Annotated in this window: 16 protein-coding genes; 13 read left to right on the top strand and 3 right to left on the bottom strand. The window is 49.7% G+C overall.

Annotated features, from left to right (window positions below):
- Positions 1-8: 8 nt before the first annotated feature.
- From K331_RS0114065 to K331_RS0114095, 7 genes are all read left to right on the top strand, one after another.
- The gene (locus tag K331_RS0114065; protein ID WP_028590806.1) at positions 9-737 is read left to right on the top strand and encodes a glycerophosphodiester phosphodiesterase; all 729 of its coding nucleotides are present in this window, start codon (positions 9-11) and stop codon (positions 735-737) included.
- A 7-nt stretch (positions 738-744) separates the two neighbouring features.
- Positions 745-1,761, top strand: a complete 1,017-nt coding sequence (locus tag K331_RS0114070) for a LacI family DNA-binding transcriptional regulator (protein WP_028590807.1) — start codon at positions 745-747, stop codon at positions 1,759-1,761.
- A 30-nt stretch (positions 1,762-1,791) separates the two neighbouring features.
- Positions 1,792-2,616 carry an ABC transporter permease gene (locus K331_RS0114075; RefSeq protein WP_028590808.1) on the top strand — a complete coding sequence of 275 codons (825 nt, stop codon included), beginning with the start codon at positions 1,792-1,794 and terminating at the stop codon, positions 2,614-2,616.
- 32 nt (positions 2,617-2,648) lie between these two features.
- Positions 2,649-3,692 carry an ABC transporter ATP-binding protein gene (locus K331_RS0114080; protein ID WP_028590809.1) on the top strand — a complete coding sequence of 348 codons (1,044 nt, stop codon included), beginning with the start codon at positions 2,649-2,651 and terminating at the stop codon, positions 3,690-3,692.
- A 15-nt stretch (positions 3,693-3,707) separates the two neighbouring features.
- Positions 3,708-4,883: an extracellular solute-binding protein gene (locus K331_RS0114085; RefSeq protein WP_028590810.1), complete on the top strand. Its 1,176-nt coding sequence runs from the start codon at positions 3,708-3,710 to the stop codon at positions 4,881-4,883.
- Entirely contained in the window at positions 4,880-5,719 is an 840-nt protein-coding gene (locus K331_RS0114090) for an ABC transporter permease (protein WP_028590811.1), read from the top strand. Before K331_RS0114085 ends, K331_RS0114090 begins: the two co-directional genes overlap by 4 nt.
- Positions 5,720-5,951: 232 nt before the next feature.
- On the top strand, positions 5,952-8,252 hold the full coding sequence (locus K331_RS0114095) for a type IA DNA topoisomerase (protein ID WP_028590812.1): 2,301 nt from the start codon (positions 5,952-5,954) through the stop codon (positions 8,250-8,252).
- Between the two features lie 61 nt (positions 8,253-8,313).
- On the opposite strand, the gene K331_RS0114100 is transcribed toward K331_RS0114095, so the two are convergent.
- Entirely contained in the window at positions 8,314-9,075 is a 762-nt protein-coding gene (locus K331_RS0114100) for an HAD family hydrolase (RefSeq protein ID WP_028590813.1), read from the bottom strand.
- A 23-nt stretch (positions 9,076-9,098) separates the two neighbouring features.
- The gene (locus K331_RS0114105) at positions 9,099-10,019 is read right to left on the bottom strand and encodes a hypothetical protein (protein ID WP_028590814.1); all 921 of its coding nucleotides are present in this window, start codon (positions 10,017-10,019) and stop codon (positions 9,099-9,101) included.
- Positions 10,020-10,339: 320 nt separating this feature from the next.
- On the opposite strand from K331_RS0114105, the gene K331_RS0114110 reads away from it, so the two are divergent.
- The 6 genes from K331_RS0114110 to K331_RS31010 all read left to right on the top strand — a co-directional run bounded on the left by K331_RS0114110 (position 10,340) and on the right by K331_RS31010 (position 17,155).
- Positions 10,340-11,527, top strand: a complete 1,188-nt coding sequence (locus tag K331_RS0114110; RefSeq protein WP_028590815.1) for an MFS transporter — start codon at positions 10,340-10,342, stop codon at positions 11,525-11,527.
- A 151-nt stretch (positions 11,528-11,678) separates the two neighbouring features.
- The gene (locus tag K331_RS0114115) at positions 11,679-12,404 is read left to right on the top strand and encodes a phosphonate ABC transporter ATP-binding protein (protein ID WP_028590816.1); all 726 of its coding nucleotides are present in this window, start codon (positions 11,679-11,681) and stop codon (positions 12,402-12,404) included.
- Positions 12,401-13,756, top strand: coding sequence for a hypothetical protein (locus K331_RS0114120; protein WP_028590817.1), 1,356 nt, complete (start codon positions 12,401-12,403; stop codon positions 13,754-13,756). The genes K331_RS0114115 and K331_RS0114120 overlap by 4 nt, the downstream gene beginning before the upstream one ends.
- The gene (locus K331_RS0114125; RefSeq protein WP_018884320.1) at positions 13,753-14,451 is read left to right on the top strand and encodes a response regulator transcription factor; all 699 of its coding nucleotides are present in this window, start codon (positions 13,753-13,755) and stop codon (positions 14,449-14,451) included. Before K331_RS0114120 ends, K331_RS0114125 begins: the two co-directional genes overlap by 4 nt.
- A complete protein-coding gene (locus K331_RS29560) occupies positions 14,448-15,941 on the top strand; it encodes a sensor histidine kinase (RefSeq protein WP_036634893.1) in 1,494 nt (497 codons plus the stop codon). The genes K331_RS0114125 and K331_RS29560 overlap by 4 nt, the downstream gene beginning before the upstream one ends.
- Before the next feature lie 116 nt (positions 15,942-16,057).
- Positions 16,058-17,155 (top strand): GNAT family N-acetyltransferase, encoded by a 1,098-nt coding sequence (locus tag K331_RS31010; protein ID WP_051289835.1) that lies wholly within the window; start codon positions 16,058-16,060, stop codon positions 17,153-17,155.
- Between the two features lie 215 nt (positions 17,156-17,370).
- On the opposite strand, the gene K331_RS0114145 is transcribed toward K331_RS31010, so the two are convergent.
- A complete protein-coding gene (locus K331_RS0114145; protein ID WP_028590818.1) occupies positions 17,371-18,588 on the bottom strand; it encodes a glucose-1-phosphate adenylyltransferase in 1,218 nt (405 codons plus the stop codon).
- Positions 18,589-18,637: the final 49 nt, after the last annotated feature.

Consider the following 18,637-nt stretch of genomic DNA (forward strand, 5'->3'; position numbering starts at 1 on the left):
GGAATAAAATGAAGCCTTTTCCTCTGGTCACAGCCCACACGGGATGTATGGGCATGCCTGAGCATTCGTTGGCATCGCTTAGAGCAGCTTTAGAGCAAGGAGCGGATGTGTACGAGGATGATATACGTGTAACCAGCGATGGTGAGCTCGTGCTGGCTCATGATGATGAAGTGCTACTGTCAGATGGACGTGTAGGTAGTATCGCTGGGATGACGCTTCAGCAGTTAAATGATGGACTAGCAGAGACGTTAACCAAGTTGACGGATATATTGCCGATCATTAGAAGCTCAGGAATTACGATGAATCTGGATATCAAGACAGCGGGTAGTCTGGAGCCTGTGTTTAGGCTGATCGAGAAGAGTGAGCTGATCGAGCAGGTGTTTCTGAGCGGCTGTGAATCCGCTGCAGCTCTGGAGGCGGACAGACATGGCCGGCATATTCGCAAGCTGCTTAATGTCGATATTGCCAGTTTTCAGTCCTTACCTTATGTGGATGCCATAGTTAAAGCCTGCGAGGATGCTGTAGCAGCGGGCTGCTTCGGACTGAATGTCCCTTATCAGCTAGTTGCTTCAGAGTTGATTCATGTAGCGGAGTCCAGTCAACTCGCTGTGTATGTCTGGACGGTTGCTGAAGAGGATGACATGAAGCGCATGGCCGATATGGGGGTGGCATCCATTACGACCCGCAATGTGGCGGAACTCATGAAGGTCAAGGCGGAATGGACGATGCAGAGGTGAGAGACGGTTGAAGGATAAAGTGAATTATAGCCTGAAGGAGCTAGCTCAGCTGGCAGGGGTGTCCAAATCCACAGCTTCAAGAGTCATATCAGGAAAAGGCTACGCCAGCCCTGAAGTGAGAGAGAGGGTGCTCAGCGTAGCAGAGCAGCTGCGATACAAGCCTAATGCGGTCGCCCGGGCGATGGTTACCAAACGGACCTACAACATCGGTGTCATTGTATTCCGCGAGACGTTGCCGATTGTGTCCCATCCGCTCTACGGCAAGATTATTGACGAGATCTTGATGGCCGCTGAGGATCGAGGCTACTCCATCTTTTTGAAGACGGATAAGGAAATGTCCCTTCGCTCAATGGATTATATGCTGGAGCAGCGTGTGGATGGCCTGATTCTGGTGAGTCGATTGCGCAAGAATGTGATTGACTACGTGAAAAAATTCAATATTCCCTACCTCATGGTTAATGGCTCTACGGATGACCCCGACGTCATCCATCTGGTCAGCAATGACGAGGAGGGGGGAGAGCGTGCGGCAGACTATCTGTATGGACGGGGACACCGAAAATTCTTTATTATCGCAGGTCCGGGTGCTCATCGCAGTCATTCGCTCCGTCTGGAAGGGTTCTGCAGACGACTTGGGCAGCTAGGCATTCAGGCTGGGGAGATTTTTGTGACAGAATCGCCTGAATCTCATTTTGAATGGGGTAGCAAGCTTATGGCCAAGCATGTTGAGGACATTAGGCAAGGTGGGTATACGGCATTATTTACAACCAATGACATGTTGGCGCTCGGTGCGATGAAGGTATTGCTGGAGCGTGGCGTACGCGTGCCAGAGGATGTGGCCGTCATGGGCTATGACAACATTGAGTATGGAGCCATGTATTCTCCGTCACTGACAACGGTAAGTGTCAATGCCACAGGCATTGGACGAGATGCTGTTGATATCCTGGACAGGCTGATTTGTGGGGATACGAACGTGCCGACATTACTTGAGTATCCAAGTGAAATCAAGATCAGACAGTCTACATAAATCCACGAAGGTAAAGGAGTGTGAAAGCACATGATGTGGTACTGGAAAGCTGTCGGCTGGCGAAGGATTATCGAATTTATGCTGCTGACCGTGTTTGCCATCTTTTTTGCAGGGCCGTTATTGAATCTGCTTGTGCTGGCGTTCAGTGAAAAATGGACCTATCCGAACGCACTACCACAGGAGTGGGGTTTTAAATGGTGGAACTTTGTGCTCGCGAAGGATGATATCGTATCGTCGATCTCGCTCTCCTTTCTGATTGCTGCGCTCGTCACGGCGCTGTCCATCGTGCTGTGCATTCCGGCTGCCTATGCCTTTGCAAGACTGCAATTCCCGCTGAAGCGCATCTTTCTATTCTCGTTTTTGCTGACACAAGCCTTTCCGAAAATGGGGCTATACATCTCGATCGCTGTACTCTTCTATCAAGTTGGACTAATGAACACGCTGCTTGGTGTGGTGCTGATCCATATGATCAATGTGTTGATGTTCATGACGTGGATTCCGACAGCTGCCTTCCGTAATGTGCATGCGGCACAGGAAGAGTCGGCAAGGGATGTGGGAGCCAGTCCATTCAGAGTATTTCGCAGCATTACGCTACCGATGGCGATGCCTGGTATTATGGTCGCTTCTGTATTCACATTTCTCAACTCGCTGGATGAAGCGCAGGGAACGTTCCTGGTCGGGATTCCTGATTACAAGACGATGCCAGTTATTATGTACTCCATTATCTCTGATTTTCCAAGCAGTGCAGGAGCGGTATTCTCTATAATTCTGACCCTGCCGACGATTATTCTTCTATTGGCCGCGCAGCGCCTTGTTAGTGCCGATGTGCTGGCAAGCGGATTTCAGACGAAGTAACGGTACTGTTCAGGATAGAAAGGGGCAAGAGCATGCAATTAGCAGTACGTGAGCTGACGAAGAGGTACAAGACGGGTGATGGGGTTAGCGGCATCAATCTGGAGGTTCAAAAAGGAGAGCTAGTCACCTTGCTCGGACCGTCAGGATGTGGCAAAACGACAGTGCTACGCAGCATTGGTGGCTTTTTGGAGCCAGATTCAGGGGATATCCTGATTGAAGGTCAAAGCGTCATTCAGCTTCCACCTGAGCGGCGTCCGACCTCCATGGTATTTCAAAGCTATAATCTATGGTCGCATATGACGGTCTATGACAATCTGGCCTTTGGTCTCAAAATTCGCAAAATGCCGAAGGCGGACATTCGTAATGCTGTCACAGATGCGCTCAAGCTCGTGCGTCTTCCAGGCTTCGAGAAGAAATACCCGTCTCAATTGTCCGGTGGACAACAGCAGCGTGTCGCCCTTGCCAGATCACTCTTGCTCAAGCCGGCAGTCCTTCTACTGGACGAGCCTTTCTCCGCGCTTGATGCGAAGCTACGCTATGAGATGCGTGAGGAGCTCCGCGAGATTCAGATGCAGACAGGACTTACCATGATATTCGTCACGCATGACCAGGAGGAAGCCTTGTCGCTCTCTGACCGCATTGTGGTCATGAATAGCGGACACATTGAGCAGATTGCCAGTCCACAGACCATATATGATGAGCCGGCTACCTTATATGTGGCGAGCTTCATCGGCAAAATGAACTTTTTGGAGGGGGTGGCGGATGAGCACAACATCCGGGTTGGAGCAATAGCATTTCCGAATGCACAGGGATTAAGCGGTCAGATCACGGCGGCAATACGCCCTGAGGATGTGGATTTTTGCGAAGCAACAGAGGAGGGCAATCTACTCTCTGGTGTAATCAAGCAGATTATGATTTTGGGTCATTATGCAGAGGTGACAGTAGATCTATCAGAGGGACTGGGCCAGCTGCGTGCCTTTCAGACGAAGGAAGCTACCAAGGATTTAGCGATTGGGAAACAGGTTGGAATCTCCATTGCGAGATTGACTGGATATCCGGCAAAGGTAAACCAATAACGGAGGATGATGAATATGCTTACTAAAAAAACGTGGTTGACAATGTTCTCTTCAGTTATGCTATCTGCCGTTGTGCTGGCTGGTTGCGGTGGTGGTGCCGCTACATTGAATTCAGCTACAGGTACCGGCCCAGCAACATCGTCAGGAGCTTCCGGTGAGAAGACTTCCTTCAACTTCTACTTCACAGGCTCACAAAATGTTAAGGATCTGTGGGATACGCTGGTTCCTATGTTCGAGGAGCAGAACAAGGAAGTAGACGTTAATATGGTCTATATCCCCTCAGGTACGGGAGCAGAGCCAACCTATGATCGCATTTTGGCTGCCAAACAGGCTGGTAAAGGCTCCGGTGACATTGATCTGTATGAGGATGGCATTAACTTTGTAAACCAAGGCACGAAGGATGGCGTGTGGGAGCAATTGTCCAAGGATGCTATTCCGAATCTGGCTAATGTAAAGGAACAAACGATGCAGGATGTCGACAGCTACGCGATTCCTTATCGCTCCTCTGCGGTAGTGCTGGCCTATGATAGCACCAAGATCACAAATCCCCCAACTACATTGGATGAGCTGTTAACGTGGATCAAGGCTAACCCTGGGCAATTTGCATATAATGACCCGTCTACTGGCGGCTCGGGCAGTTCCTTTGTACAGACGGTGATCTATAAGGATCTGCCAGAAGAAGATATTCATAATTCCGATCCTGCTGTGATGCAAAAATGGGATTCCGGCTTTGCTACGCTGACGGACCTGGGTCAATATGTGTACGGTGACGGCATCTATCCGAAAAAGAACCAAGGAACACTTGATTTGCTGATGAACAGTGAAGTATCCATCATTCCGGCGTGGTCAGATATGGTACTGCAACAGCTGAATGAAGGGCTATTACCGGATACCGTCAAGATGCAGCAGATTACGCCTGGCTTCAACGGAGGACCTACTTATCTGATGGTGAACAAGGAATCCGACAAGAAGGAAGCGATCAACCAGTTCCTGGACTTCGTTCTCTCACCTGAGGCTCAGGCCGTTGTAGTAGATAAAATGAACGGTTTCCCGGGAATTGAATTGGATAAGATGCCACAGGAGACGCAAGAGAAATTCAACGGTGTCGCTGAAGGCTTCCGTACCTTTAACATTGGTGACCTGAGCACCGAGATCAACAAACGCTGGCAAAATGAAGTCGCAGCCCAATGAGTAAGGAACTGAGGCAAGCGATTACCGGATTGGGAATGGTCCTTCCATCCTTCGGTATTCTGTTATTCGTAGTTATTATTCCAATTGTGCAGACGTTGATCATGAGTCTGGGGAACGGTGAAGGCGGGTACGATCTTAGCCGCTATGAGCTGCTATTCACGGACAAGGGCATGCGTAACAATATCATTTTCACCCTACGCATTACCCTAATTACCTGTGTGTTCGTGCTGCTGATCAGCTACGCGCTTGCCGTGTATATGCGATTCAACAACGGACCGATCGTTGATCTGATTCGCAAGACGTATATGATTCCATTGTTTATTCCCGGGGTCATAGCCACCTATGGCTTGATCAACTTGCTCGGCAATCATGGCTGGCTGGCTCGTATTCTGGTTGGAACGGGTGTTGAGCTTCCACGGATTATTTTTGACGAGAAGGGTATCATCATTGCTAATCTGTGGTTCAATATCCCGTTCACCACCATGTTGCTTAGCTCGGCGCTGGCTGGAATACCTTCCTCTGTGATTGAGAGTGCGAAGGATGTAGGGGCAGGAAGGCTCAAGCTGTTTGTCCGCTTTATTCTTCCGCTTACCTATAAGACGTTTTTGGTGGCTGTAACCTTTGTGTTCATGGGAGTTATCGGATCGTTTACAGCACCATTCCTGATCGGGGCCAATTCCCCGCAAATGCTGGGTGTGTCCATGCAGCAGGTATTCAGCGTCTTCCAGGATCGGGAGCAGGCAGCCGCGATGGCATTCTTTTCCTTCATGCTGTGTTCGATACTTGGGGCCTTTTATATTCATTCCATGGCCAAGGAAGAGAATGCCAAAATATAGTATGGGGCAATAAATATAGTTTCATATAGTCTCGTATGGGACTGGTATTGACCAGGGGCCTCATATTCCACCAAGTGTGGGATGTGAGGTCCTTTACTTGTGTGCATGGGATAGACATGGACGGGTTATCACTATTCATTTTCAGTTCACGGCAAATTCGACATCCGTAATCTGTGTTATAATGTGTGCTGCAGGCTCGTACGGGCAAGGTGGTCAGAAAGGATGAATAGCTATGAAGACATTGGTTATCGCGGAGAAGCCAGACATGGGACGAACCATTGCGGCTGTCATTGAACCGCGTGCCAAGAATAACCGCAGCTACCTGGAGGGGGAGCAATATATCATTACATGGGCGATCGGACACCTCCTGGGCTTGGCGGAGCCAGATGCGTATGATCCCAAATATAAGAAATGGAGTATACAGGATCTTCCAATCATACCGGATCGGTTCCAAATTGTGCCGAATCCGAGAACGAAGGATCAATTGAAAATTATCGGTGAGCTGGCGGGGCGCTGCAACCATGTCGTTAACGCCTGCGATGCCGGGAGAGAAGGGCAATACATATTCGCGCTCATACAGCAGCAGCTAAGACTCAAGCAGCCTGTAAAAAGACTGTGGATCTCCGATCTGACGGCGCAGAGTATCTCGGCGGGCTTCGCCAATCTTAAAGATGCCGCAGATTTCGAATTTTTGACACAGGCAGCCAGGGCACGCAGTGAAGCAGATTGGCTAATCGGCATGAATGCATCGCGCGCGTTCACGACACGACATAATGCCTTGCTCTCTGTAGGTCGGGTGCAGACGCCCGTGCTGGCACTTATTCACGATCGGGAGAAGGAGATTGAAGCATTCCAATCGCAGACCTTCTATGATGTAATTGCCTATTTCAAGCAAGAGGATACGATATATAAGGGAATGTGGCAGGGAGATCGCTTGACCGAAGTCGAGAAGGCAGAGGCGATCGCCGCGCAGACGCGGGGGAAGCCAGGCAACGTCGAAAGCTACGATGTAAAGGAGACTAAGGAATACCCATTTAAGCTATATGATCTTACCCTGTTACAGCGGGAAGCCAATGCGAAGTATGGATACTCTGCCAAGAAGACGCTTGATCTGGCACAGGCCTTATATGAGAAGCACAAGATTATCTCCTATCCGCGGACCAATTCCAATTATGTAACAGAACAGAACATTGAGGGAATGCACAAGGCGCTACAGATGCTCAAGGGGACTTCCTATGCCAAATGGGCTGACCAAGCCGATAGTAAACGGGTGCATAAGAACAATAAAGCGGTCTGTAATCCGGCGCGGGTCGAGGATCACCATGCGATACTGCCCACGCTGAAGAGGCCGGGTACCTTAAGCAAGGAAGAGGAGCACATCTATGATCTTATCGTTCGTCGCTTCCTGTCGCATTTCTACCCGCCAGCCGAATATCGGGTGCATAGCATCATCACCAAGGTGGAGGAGCATCGCTACAAGACAGGTGTGAAGGAGCTGATCTCCTTGGGCTGGAAGGTGCTACAAGAAGCAGCTGGTCAAGGCTCCAGCAAGCCTAGCAAGCGAGGGAAGAAGGATGACGCGGAGGACAAGGAAGAGGAGGAACTGCTCGACGGTCCGTTCCATCTGAAGCCAGAGCAGGGTGTACTTTGTACAGAGGCAGAGGCTAAGGAAAAGGCAACCAAGCCACCTAAGAGCTATACCGAAGGTACTCTGCTGAAGGCCATGGAGAGTGCTGGCAAGCAGATGGAGGACGAGGAGCTGCGTGAAGTCATGAAGGATGCAGGACTCGGAACTCCAGCGACGCGTGCTGCCACGATTGAACGTCTCAAGCAGGTCGGATATATCGACATGAAGGGAAAGCGCATCCTCATCACCGAGAAAGGCAAGACCGCAATTGAGCTTATTCGTGGGGCCGGGGTTGATCTCCTCGCTTCGCCGGAAATGACTGGGCAATGGGAGCGGCGACTTCATCAGATCTCGCGAGGTGAGGCGCAGCAGGAGAAGTTCATGGACAATGTCAAGAAATTCACCATTTCTGTCATCGAAAAGGTAAGGCAGCAGAAGCCTGCTGCGGCAACTGCCTTCGGCGAGGATTCGCGTGGTCGCAAAGGTGGCCGAACGGTGAATGCGAAGGGCAGTGCGAGAACAACGAGAAATGTGGGCGGAAGAGGCAGCTCTGCTGGAACAGTCTCGTCACGTGCAACTGGCGATTCGCCTGGTGGACAGGCACAGAAGAGCGCGGACCCGACTACCCGCAAGCTGCTGGGAACCTGCCCACGGCCTGGGTGCGGGGGCGCAATCATTGAAGGGCGCAGAGGTTATGGATGTACTCATTTCAAGCAAGGGTGTTCCTTTGTCATCTGGAAGGAATATGCAGGTAAGAGCGTATCTGAGACGATGCTGGGATCATTGCTAAGTAAAGGCCAGACCCAGAAGCTTACCTTCAAGACCCGCAGCGGGGAGTCCGTTAAAGGACGAATTTTGTTGGAGGATGCTTCTACAGGCAAGCTTGGTGTGCGGAAGGAAGAGTAGAGCATCATATAGGAGCACGCTAGTAAGCAACACACAAAATAAGGAGCACACAAAAAGAACCCTAGCCCAGGGTTCTTTTGTGTTGGTGGATTTGAATGCTGTCATGGATGACACTAGGGACCTCGGTCAGCTTCTGAATGGTGTACATTACCGAGGAAGGCTTCTGCTCTAGCTCAATCATGTTATACACCCATTCCTTCGCTTGCTTCAGGTAGATGGCGTGAATACCGGCCTCCAGGGCGGGTGAGATGTCCGTACGCAGAGAATTGCCGATCATCCAGGTTACTTTGCGATCGAAGACATTTTCCTCCAGAATACGTTCCAGCGCGGAGAAATTCTTATGCTGGCGAATGTAGATACGATCTTCAAAATAATCCGTTAGCTTCATCTGATCGATCTTCTTCTGTTGAATGGCAACCTCGCCACCTGTGTACAGATTGAGTTGATGGCCATTCTTCAGCAAAGACTCTAGCGTCTGGGTCATTCCCGGGTAGGGCTCGACCTCTTGGCTGTATACGTTTCTCCCCAGCTCCAGTAGCATACTTTCATCGAAGGACCCTGGAATGCGTCCAAACTGCTTGCAATAAAAGCGGTAGGTCTCAACTAGAGAGCGGGGGAAATGCTCGCTGGCAAATCCAACCTGAGCTACTCCGGCTACGTCAATCTCAATCTGCTTACTGCGGATCTGCTCCTCGGTAAGACCGTGCTCCCCGAACCATTGCAGCATCTGGTCAACGAATTGATCCAGGATCAGGTCAAAATACTTGTTACAATATATCAAGGTGTCGTCAAGATCGAAAATAATCTGTTGTTTGGCAGTCAATTGATGCGTCACTCCTAACCAGTCTACAGTCGGATATACGTCTCCAGGAACATTTGCAGGTCCGCAGCGCCCTCCGGCCGAATGCTGAATTTCTCTTTTTGATAGCGGCCGATATGTATGCGCAGCATACCAGCAACTCTCAGTATCATCAGGTCTGACATGAGCTCATCATCATCCTTCTTCAGATCCTTACGCATATCGGCAAGAGACTTCGGCTCCTCCGCTACATATCTGAGCAAGCGTAGACGCTGCGGCTCAGCCACCGCCCTTGTCAGACGGAGCAGCGTCGTAGGTGGATCGTCCTCGCTTTCTTCAGGAACATCAACAGGATATTGAATGAGCAGCGTGCGGCTGTAAAAGCAGTACGTATTGATAGGACGATTGTGCACGATAGGAAACAGCACCACAGTATCAAGCGCATCCAGATGTGGGACTACAAGCCCAGCAGTGGCATATTCGACGAGAGCCTCGGGCTCCATTTTTGTCAGCAGCATCCGTTTCTCGGCAGCATCCTCTTCAGCCAGAATCCGCATACTGTGCTCCAGAGAGCGGAAGTAGTCACGGTACCATGAACGCAGAAGAGGGGTATAGTCTCTCCGAATTCGTATGGAATCCTCCAGGGTAAGGAAAGGAACGTGATGAACAATCAGATCATACATGTCCTGATCAAGCCCATCCTCCAGATAATCGAGGTATTCCTTGATTTCATCTGTATCAGCAGGACGGCAGATGGCCCAGGCATATAGCACATCGTAATCGTTAAAGGGCCAATCTTTGGCCCGAGTCAAGGCAGAATGCACTTCAGGTGACAGTCGCCCATCAACCTCTTCAATCCATTGGGACCCCATGTCCATATCCCGGACCCATTTTTTGGTCACATATACCATGAAGCTGCCTAGCAGCTCGTATACAGGGGATACATCAATTCTCACCTCATAACTCATGTAACACGAAGCCTCCTATCCTATATCTCCAGCCATTAAAGGCTTGGCCGGAAGGTCATTATATGAAGGTGAAGATGCGATTTTCAGCAAGAATTACATTATTCATTATGGCTTGTTTTACAGGACGTTGTCCACTATAATGTGAACTAGTGTGTTCAAATTCGTATAAAAGCACCAATGTTATTTATGCTTTGTCTCTGTAGGCTCTACAGGGCACATATGGTCATGACCTGAATCGTCATCGAAGATGGCGATTTATTTTTATCTGTCATGTCAAACTTATTCATTACTTGTGATCCGGTTCTACAATTGGAGGAATTATGTTGTCAATTCGTCATGCATCGCCTGCAACTTCATTTAAGCTGCAGTATTTCATCTTGATTGCTGTCATCGTCGTAGCAGGACTCAGCCAGGGCATGCTGCTTCCGGTACTATCGATCCTGCTCGATCGCATGGGGGTTCCTCCATCATTGAACGGGCTGAATGCTGCAGCGCTATATATAGGCTCATTTGCCATGACGGTCATTGCCGAGCGAACGCTTGGCTTTTTAGGGTTTAAGAAGCTGATTGCTGGCGGACTGGCACTGGTCCTGGTGACTGTATTGGTATTTCCGCTCATCCCGGACGTAAGGCTGTGGTTCGTGCTTCGTCTGCTTGTTGGTGTTGGTGACAGTGCCCTGCACTATTCCACCCAGCTGTGGGTGCTCATGATGGCTCCGCCGGAGACAAGAGGCCGAAATATTTCATTTTACGGCATGTCCTACGGGTTAGGCTTTAGTCTTGGTCCGCTGGGTATCAAGCTGCTCGATTGGGGAATGGCTGTTCCATTCATCCTGATGGCGGTCCTACTCCTGATTGTCCTTGTATGTGCTCTTTGCTGGCTGCCGAATGCTCATCCAGAGGCCCATGAGACAGCCGCGAAGCCTGACCGTGCACGTTATCGCAAAAGCTATAGCTGGGCATGGTACGCCCTGCTGCCGGCTTTTCTTTACGGATATATGGAAGCGAGCATGAACAGCAACTTCCCGCTATATGGACTGCGTATTGGTTATACGGAAAGTCAAATCTCCGCACTAATGCCTTTTCTTGGCCTGGGGGGACTTCTTATGCAGCTCCCATTGGGAATCTGGAGTGACCGTTGGGGGCGAAAAAAAGTGCTTATTATTTCGGCGCTAGCTGGTGGTGTCTTGTTCATGCTGGTACCGTGGTCGGGGACTCAGTTTGTCTGGAGCATGCTTCTACTGGCAGCCGCTGGTGGACTTGTCGGTTCCTTCTTCTCGCTGGGACTGGCTTACGCAGCAGACATCATGCCGAGGTCTCTGCTTCCCGCCGCAAATGTTGTGGCATCCTTTCATTTCAGTATTGGCAGCATAGCGGGTCCTAATCTGGGAGGACTGCTTCTGGATTATACAGTTCCTGGTAGTCTATTCCTGCTGCTAGGTGCCTTCTATATCCTGTTTGGTCTGTTAGGTGTTGGCTTTCGCTCACGTAAGCTGGAAGCCTCGTAGCATATCTTTGCTGTTAACAATTAGGACCGTGGGAAAGTTCAGTTTGCATGGTCATTATTGGGAGTTTACAATAAACTAAAGATACTGTGTTCCTTTTCACTGCATTACATACAGCCATATTAAAATTTTTAGAGGGCAAAGGGGATTCCGGATGATCAGAATACGTCAATTGACCAAGCATGTCGGCGCTGACCGAATACCGGTGCTACGCGGCATTGATATGGATATTCATACAGGAGAGTTCGTCGGATTGGTAGGTCCTAGCGGCAGTGGAAAGAGCATGCTGCTGCGATGCTTGTCCATGAAGGAGACGTGGGATCGCGGAAGCCTGATTATAGAGGGAAAGGATATGCTGCAGGAGGGGTTCCAAGGTAAGCAGACGCTCAAGCGTGAATGGGCGTATCTGGAGCAGAATCCCTATGTTCAGATGAATCGTTCAGCACTGAAGAACGTATTAATTGGACGCGCCGGGCAGACTCCTCTCTGGCGAATGATTACCGGCATGATTCGCTCAGACGACTACATGGGAGCTATGGATACACTGGAGCATTTGGGTCTGCTGGATAAGGCTCATGACAAGTGTGAAAAGCTGAGTGGAGGCGAGCGGCAGCGCGTCGCCATCGCCAGAGCCATGGTGCATGGTGCGAAGGTCATTCTTGCGGATGAGCCCGTGAATGGGCTGGACCCAGCTTCCGCAGATCGTGTGCTGGATACGTTCCGGCAGTTATGCAAGGAGCAGAAGTTGACGGTTATTGCAGTGCTTCCCTTGGAGTTGGCAGAGAAATATGCTACGCGAATCTGGGGGCTACAGCAAGGTGAAGTGGTGCTAGACGTCTATGACCGGAGATTAACCTATGCGGAGAAGAATTTGCTGTGAACGGAAGTGTGAGCATGATTGGCAGATGGATTAAAAGGATCGGTGTGAGCGGGACTCTGCTGCTAATGGCTGCATTCCTTGCAGGCTGTGGGATTTTTTCGGACAGTGATCCCATCAGCCTGATGCGCAAGCCGCTGCTACCTGAGGAAGCTCAGAAGCTTAGTGGTGTGGTAACCAAGCAACTAGCGGGGCGAGAACCCATTCGTCCGCGTGATCCAGCGGATACGACCTCGATTCGAATTGAGGATTTGAATAATGACGGTACGAAGGAGGCCGTATTGTTCTATGAGACACCCGAGGATGAGAATGTCCGCATTCGCGGGATGCTGCTCGAGAATCAAGGGGGGACCTGGGTCAAGAAGCTTACTTTTGATGGAGCAGGCCTGGTCCTTGAATCCTTCAAGCTGGTGGACGTTACCAACGATGGTACAATTGATATCGTAGCCGGCTTCTCCCGTGGAGAAGACGACGCAATGAAATACCTGGTGGTCTACTCGTATACCGGAGGTACACTAGAGAAGGTATGGGAGACGCCTTATACGTATTTTGCTGTTGATCAGCCAGACGGTCGGGCCGCGGAACGCAAGCCCTTGGACATGAATGGTGACGGATTGACAGACATCACTATTGTGTCTTTGCTCAAGAATGAGTATTACAATGTAACTACGTATCAGTACAATGATGGCTTCAAGGAACTGGGCAAGGTAGATCTGGATAATCAGGCCAACTATGTACTTCGTGCATCGGCAGGACAGGTGGCCGAGAACAAAACAGGACTTATTCTGGACACCTTTGTTGGCCAAGGCTCGACGGTCTCCAATATCATTACGATGGAGAATGGCCAGCTCATCAGGGCTGACATTGAAGACCAGACGTTCAAGGATGCTTACATTCTTAGCGAGGACGTTGATCGGGATGGGATATTGGAATTCGGCAAGCTGGAGACGCCAGCAGGATGGGAGGATGCAAGCCCAGGCGAGCGTCCACAGCTGATATCCTTCTATCAGTGGGATGGCAAGAAGGGCAGCATCTTCAAGTTGCAGCAATATCGGGATTGGCAAAGCCGCTACTATATTAATATTCCGCCTGAGCTACATGGTCAGGTAACGATAGATCGCAAATCTGATCTGGAGAAGCATATTATCTTCATTATGAAGGATACAGGTGAAGTGCTTGCTGAGATCAAGTTCTTTTCTCTTACGGCTTGGGAGGAGAACGGTTCTGAATGGCAGGAGCTCGTGCGGACACGCGAGCAGGTTATCGGACTGAAGCGATCAGATAAATTCAAGTCAGGCAAGGATATTCGTACACTGATGAAAAATAACAGTATCGGAAAGGAAGGACAGAAGTGAGCAAAGTATTGATTATGGAGGATGAAGAGTCCATTCGTAGTTTTATCGTTATTAATCTGAAGCGTAACGGCTTTGAGGTGCTAGAATCAGCAGATGGGAATGAGGCGCTGAGCATCCTTAATTCGGTGCCTGATATTGATATTGCCCTTCTGGATGTAATGGTGCCAGGTATTGATGGTTTTGAGGTATGCAGAAGAATCAGAGAAACGAATGAGCGAATCGGCATCATTTTCCTGACAGCCAAGGTGCAGGAGCAGGATAAGGTCTATGCGCTGTCCGTAGGAGCCGATGATCATGTCAGCAAGCCATTTAGTCCTACTGAACTGATCGCACGGATTCAGTCCTTGCTGCGTCGTGTGAATGTGCATAGAGAAGGTGCAGCGAAGGTATCCTTCCAATCAGGCCCATTCTCACTGGACCTGATTACGAAGCAATTCAAGAAGGGGAGTCAGCTCATTGAGCTTACTCCTACCGAGTTCTCCCTTGTTCAGTTCTTTCTGGAAAAGGAGAACACTCCACTGAGCCGGGATGTCCTGCTGGATCATGTATGGGGGAAGGAGTACATGGGAGATCCGAAGATTGTGGATGTGAACATTCGCCGCTTGCGTCAGAAGCTGGAAAACAATCCTTCCGAGCCGATGTATTTGCAGACCGTGTGGGGACACGGATATAAATGGAAAGGTCAGGGGCAATGATCAAGAAGGGGATCGCCAGACAGATTGTACTTCACTACTTTTTTGTGGTCTTCTTGACTTTAACACTGGCTGAAGTCATTTTTATGTTTGCGATCAGAACCTACTACTATGATGCGATTTTTAACCATATAGAACTGAATGCCAATGTCATCAGCCGCACAAGCCAGCTCTATTACAACACGGATCAGACATTGAACTCCTACATGATCAGCAATTTCTCCATCGACAGCACGCAGTTGGAGGTGCTGGACGGGGAAGGAAATGTGCGTGTGAACTCATCTGGCTTCGAATCGGATCGGAAAATTCAGACCAGTGACGTAGCGCAAGCCCTGGCAGGAAATACAGGCCGCTGGGTCGGCAAGCAGCCAGAGACAGGTCAACAGGTCATGGCCGTCTCGAAGCGGCTGTCAGGCACAGGTGCGGATGATGTGTACATCCTACGCTACGTTACCTCGCTGGAGAAGGTAAATGAGCGACTCTTCAATATGACCTTGATGTCGGTAAGTATCGGGGGTGCTGTACTGGCGATTGTCTTGATCTTCAGTATGGGCTTGGCGAATTCGATTGTAAGGCCTATTAACAATATTACTGCTGTCTCCGCGCTGATGGCGAAGGGCAGATTCGATGTTCGGGTGAAGGGCGATTATCGCTATGAGCTTGGTGAGCTGGCTTCTACCCTGAATTATATGGCTCAGGAAATTGTGCATACGAATCAGGTGAAGGACGATTTCATCTCCTCCATCTCGCATGAGCTGCGTACGCCTCTTACGAGTATTAAAGGCTGGAGTGAGACGCTGAATTCCGGAGGATATGACCCGGAAGAGACCAAGATTGGTATGCAGATCATTTCCAAGGAAACGGACCGACTTATTGGCCTTGTGGAGGAGATTCTCGACTTCTCCAAGCTGCAGCAAAATGAAATGAAGCTGGTCATGGGGACGGTCAATATTCGGGAGCTGCTGCAGGAGATTATGCTTAATGTATGGGCCAAGGCTGAGATGAAGAAGATCAAGCTGAAGATGGAAGCGGACGAGGAGCAGGTATTCCTGGTTCATGGGGATGGTAACCGACTCAAGCAGGTGTTCCTGAACATTGTAGACAATGCCATCAAGTTCTCTCATGAGAGTAGCCATATCTTTATTCTCATCAGCAAGTCCAAGGACCGAATTACAGTGGCCGTTCAGGATTCAGGTATTGGCATCAGCATGGAGCATCTGGAGAAGGTAAAGGACCGGTTCTTCCAAGTGGACCATCAACGGGGTGGTACTGGGTTGGGTCTGGCGATTTCGCAACAATTCGTAGAACGGCATGGCGGTGAGATGACACTGAACAGTGTATTGGGTGAAGGAACGACAGTTACCGTGATTTTGCCTGCATCGACCGAGCAGCCGGAGGCGCGGAGCGATAGTACAGATGCTACATCACTTGATCAAGCTATAGAGCAGCAGCCAGGTTATGAGCTGGAGGAAGAGAGCAAGCAAGACAAGTAGCATCTGAAATCTGAACTCCTCGTATTCCTCATTCATTGTGGATTCGTCTGTTCTGAATAAATTCGACTGTAGCATTCGACACGGCAGGAGTAGGGGAGTGGGGAGCAGTGGGCCAAATGAGCTTACTAGAAGCATACCAGATAGAGCAAGGTGAACTGAGGCTGTACCGTGCAGAGCGAACACAGCTGCCAGACATCTTGGTATTACTCAGAGATGCCGCAGAGTGGATGGTTAGCAGACAAATCGAGCAGTGGAAGCCGGAGATGTTCACTGAGGAAGCGATTCATGACTACTTTGAGAGCCGGGAAATCTATATCGCATACCTGAACGAAGCTCCGGCAGGCTTGTACACTTTACAATTTGATGATCCAACCTACTGGAAAGACAAGAATGACCCGGATTATGGATATTTGCACCGGTTAACCGTGCATAGTGGCCTCAGGGGACTCAATCTAGGTCCGAGACTACTGCAGTCAGCAGAGCGGATTGTCCAGCAGCGCGGTAAAAAGGGACTCAGGCTGGATTGTGTCGCCCATAATCGCAAGCTGAATCATTTTTATCAGATGCAGGGCTTTCGGTTGATGGGGGTATCCGATATGGGGACCCGCTTCGCCTCTTTGTACCAAAAGTCGTATTCAAGGGCAGAATCAGAGCTCGACGAACGAATACAATTGGTGTTCTTACAGAAGGAAGACATTCCAGTCCTGCTGGAATGGGTACGTCACCAGACAGAAGAGGAATACGTGCAGTGGGCCGGTGCGGCCTGGGCGTTCCCGCTGACCGAGGAGCAACTGCTGGCTGAGCTGGAGCAGGCGAATCTGCCTGCCGAATCAGATCGACTACTCTTCAAAGTGATGCATGCTGACGACATAGTGGGGCATGTGGGCCTGTTCCGCATTGATCGTCATCATGAGTCCGCCCGGATCGGTAAGGTGCTGATTGCGAGTCCGCACGACCGCGGAAAGGGCTGGGGGCAGCAGGTCATTCGTGAGGCGCTTCGCATCGGCTTCGAGGTACTGAATTTGCACAGGATGACGCTGGGTGTATATGATTTTAATCGCCGTGCAATTGATGTATATACGGCAGCAGGTTTTCAACGTGAAGGAATAATGCGAGACCAGGCTAAGGTTGGAGATCGTTTCTGGACCCTTCATGAGATGGGCATATTGCACAACGAATGGCAGGCCAGGAATACGGCCCATTGGAAACCTTAATTATTGTAGTAACCGATAAGCTAAAAGATCATGACGACCCTCGGTTATTGTGAGTTTGTTGGAATCTTTGGAATATGATCTATTCACAAAAGCATCCCCATGGCAGCTGTTCAACAGCCATCTTGGAGATGCTTTTTTTGAGAGACTTATGCTGTTAAATCCAGGTATAAAGATTGGCAGCTACTTTAATCATTTGTAATCATGATCTGCCTACCTTAAGAGGACAAGCCTTCTGCACGGAGGCGTCCATTTTTTTCGTAGACCTCTTTTAGCAGGCTCTTCGATGGCTGACGCAATACCGGCTTGCCTGGAACCATCTCACCAGGACCTACCACAGCGATATCGTGAAGATTGCCACGGATGACGGCACCATCCTTCACGATGGCTCCTTCACCAATAATGGCATGCTCGATCACAACGTTGCGTCCGATGCGGGCGTTAGGCATAATTATGCTATCTGTGACACGAGAGGACTTGCCGATCTCGGCTCCACAGAATACAATGGAATTATTAGCTGTGCCCTCCACGTAGCAGCTTTCATGAATCAGGCAGCTATTAGCAGCAACTGTATTTTTCCGCAGAGCGGGCTTGACCCGTGTAATTCTTGTATACATTGGCCAATCTTCACGCATGAGGTTGATTTCACTGTTCGGCTGTAGCAGATCCATATGCGAGTCCCAGAGGCTTTTTACTGTACCAACATCCTTCCAATAGCCCTGGAATTCATACACATATACAGGATCTTGCTCGGCAAGCATCTTGGGAATGATATCCTTCCCGAAGTCATGACTTGAGCTATGGTCATTAGCATCTGCCAGCAAATATTCCTTCAGATAGCTCCATCTAAAGATATAAATACCCATCGAAGCCAAGTTACTGTTAGGCTGTTCTGGCTTCTCCGCAAATTCAACAACCTCCTGATGCTCATTAGCGCTCAAGATCCCGAAGCGGCTCGCTTCATTCCATGGTACCTCCATGACTGAGATGGAAGCAGCAGCATCCTTTTCAATATGGAAATTCAGCATATCTCGATAATTCATATGATAAATGTGGTCACCAGACAAAATTAGAACGTGCTCGGGATTATGCTGCTCGATGTAGGCTATATTTTTGTAAATAGCATCTGCAGTTCCCGTGTAGCCTTCTTGTCCTACGTTATAGGAAGGCAGCAGGCTTACGCCAGACGTCCCATTATTGTGCAGCCCCCACGGCTCTCCTTGGCCGATGTGCTGATGCAATGACTCAGCCTCATACTGAGTCAATACGCCGACAGTATCAATCTCCGAATTCGCACAATTGCTGAGCGGAAAATCAATAATGCGGTAATGACCGCCGAAAGGGACGGCCGGCTTAGCAATTGTAGATGTAAATGGTGCAAGGCGTCGCCCTTCACCGCCAGCGAGAAGCATTGCAATACAATCTTTGTTCTTCATCTCGTTTTCCCTCCCGATAATTGTCGTCGTTGTTCATTACATAAACGCA

This window comes from Paenibacillus massiliensis subsp. panacisoli DSM 21345 (genome assembly GCF_000426545.1).
Lineage (GTDB): Bacteria > Bacillota > Bacilli > Paenibacillales > Paenibacillaceae > Paenibacillus > Paenibacillus panacisoli.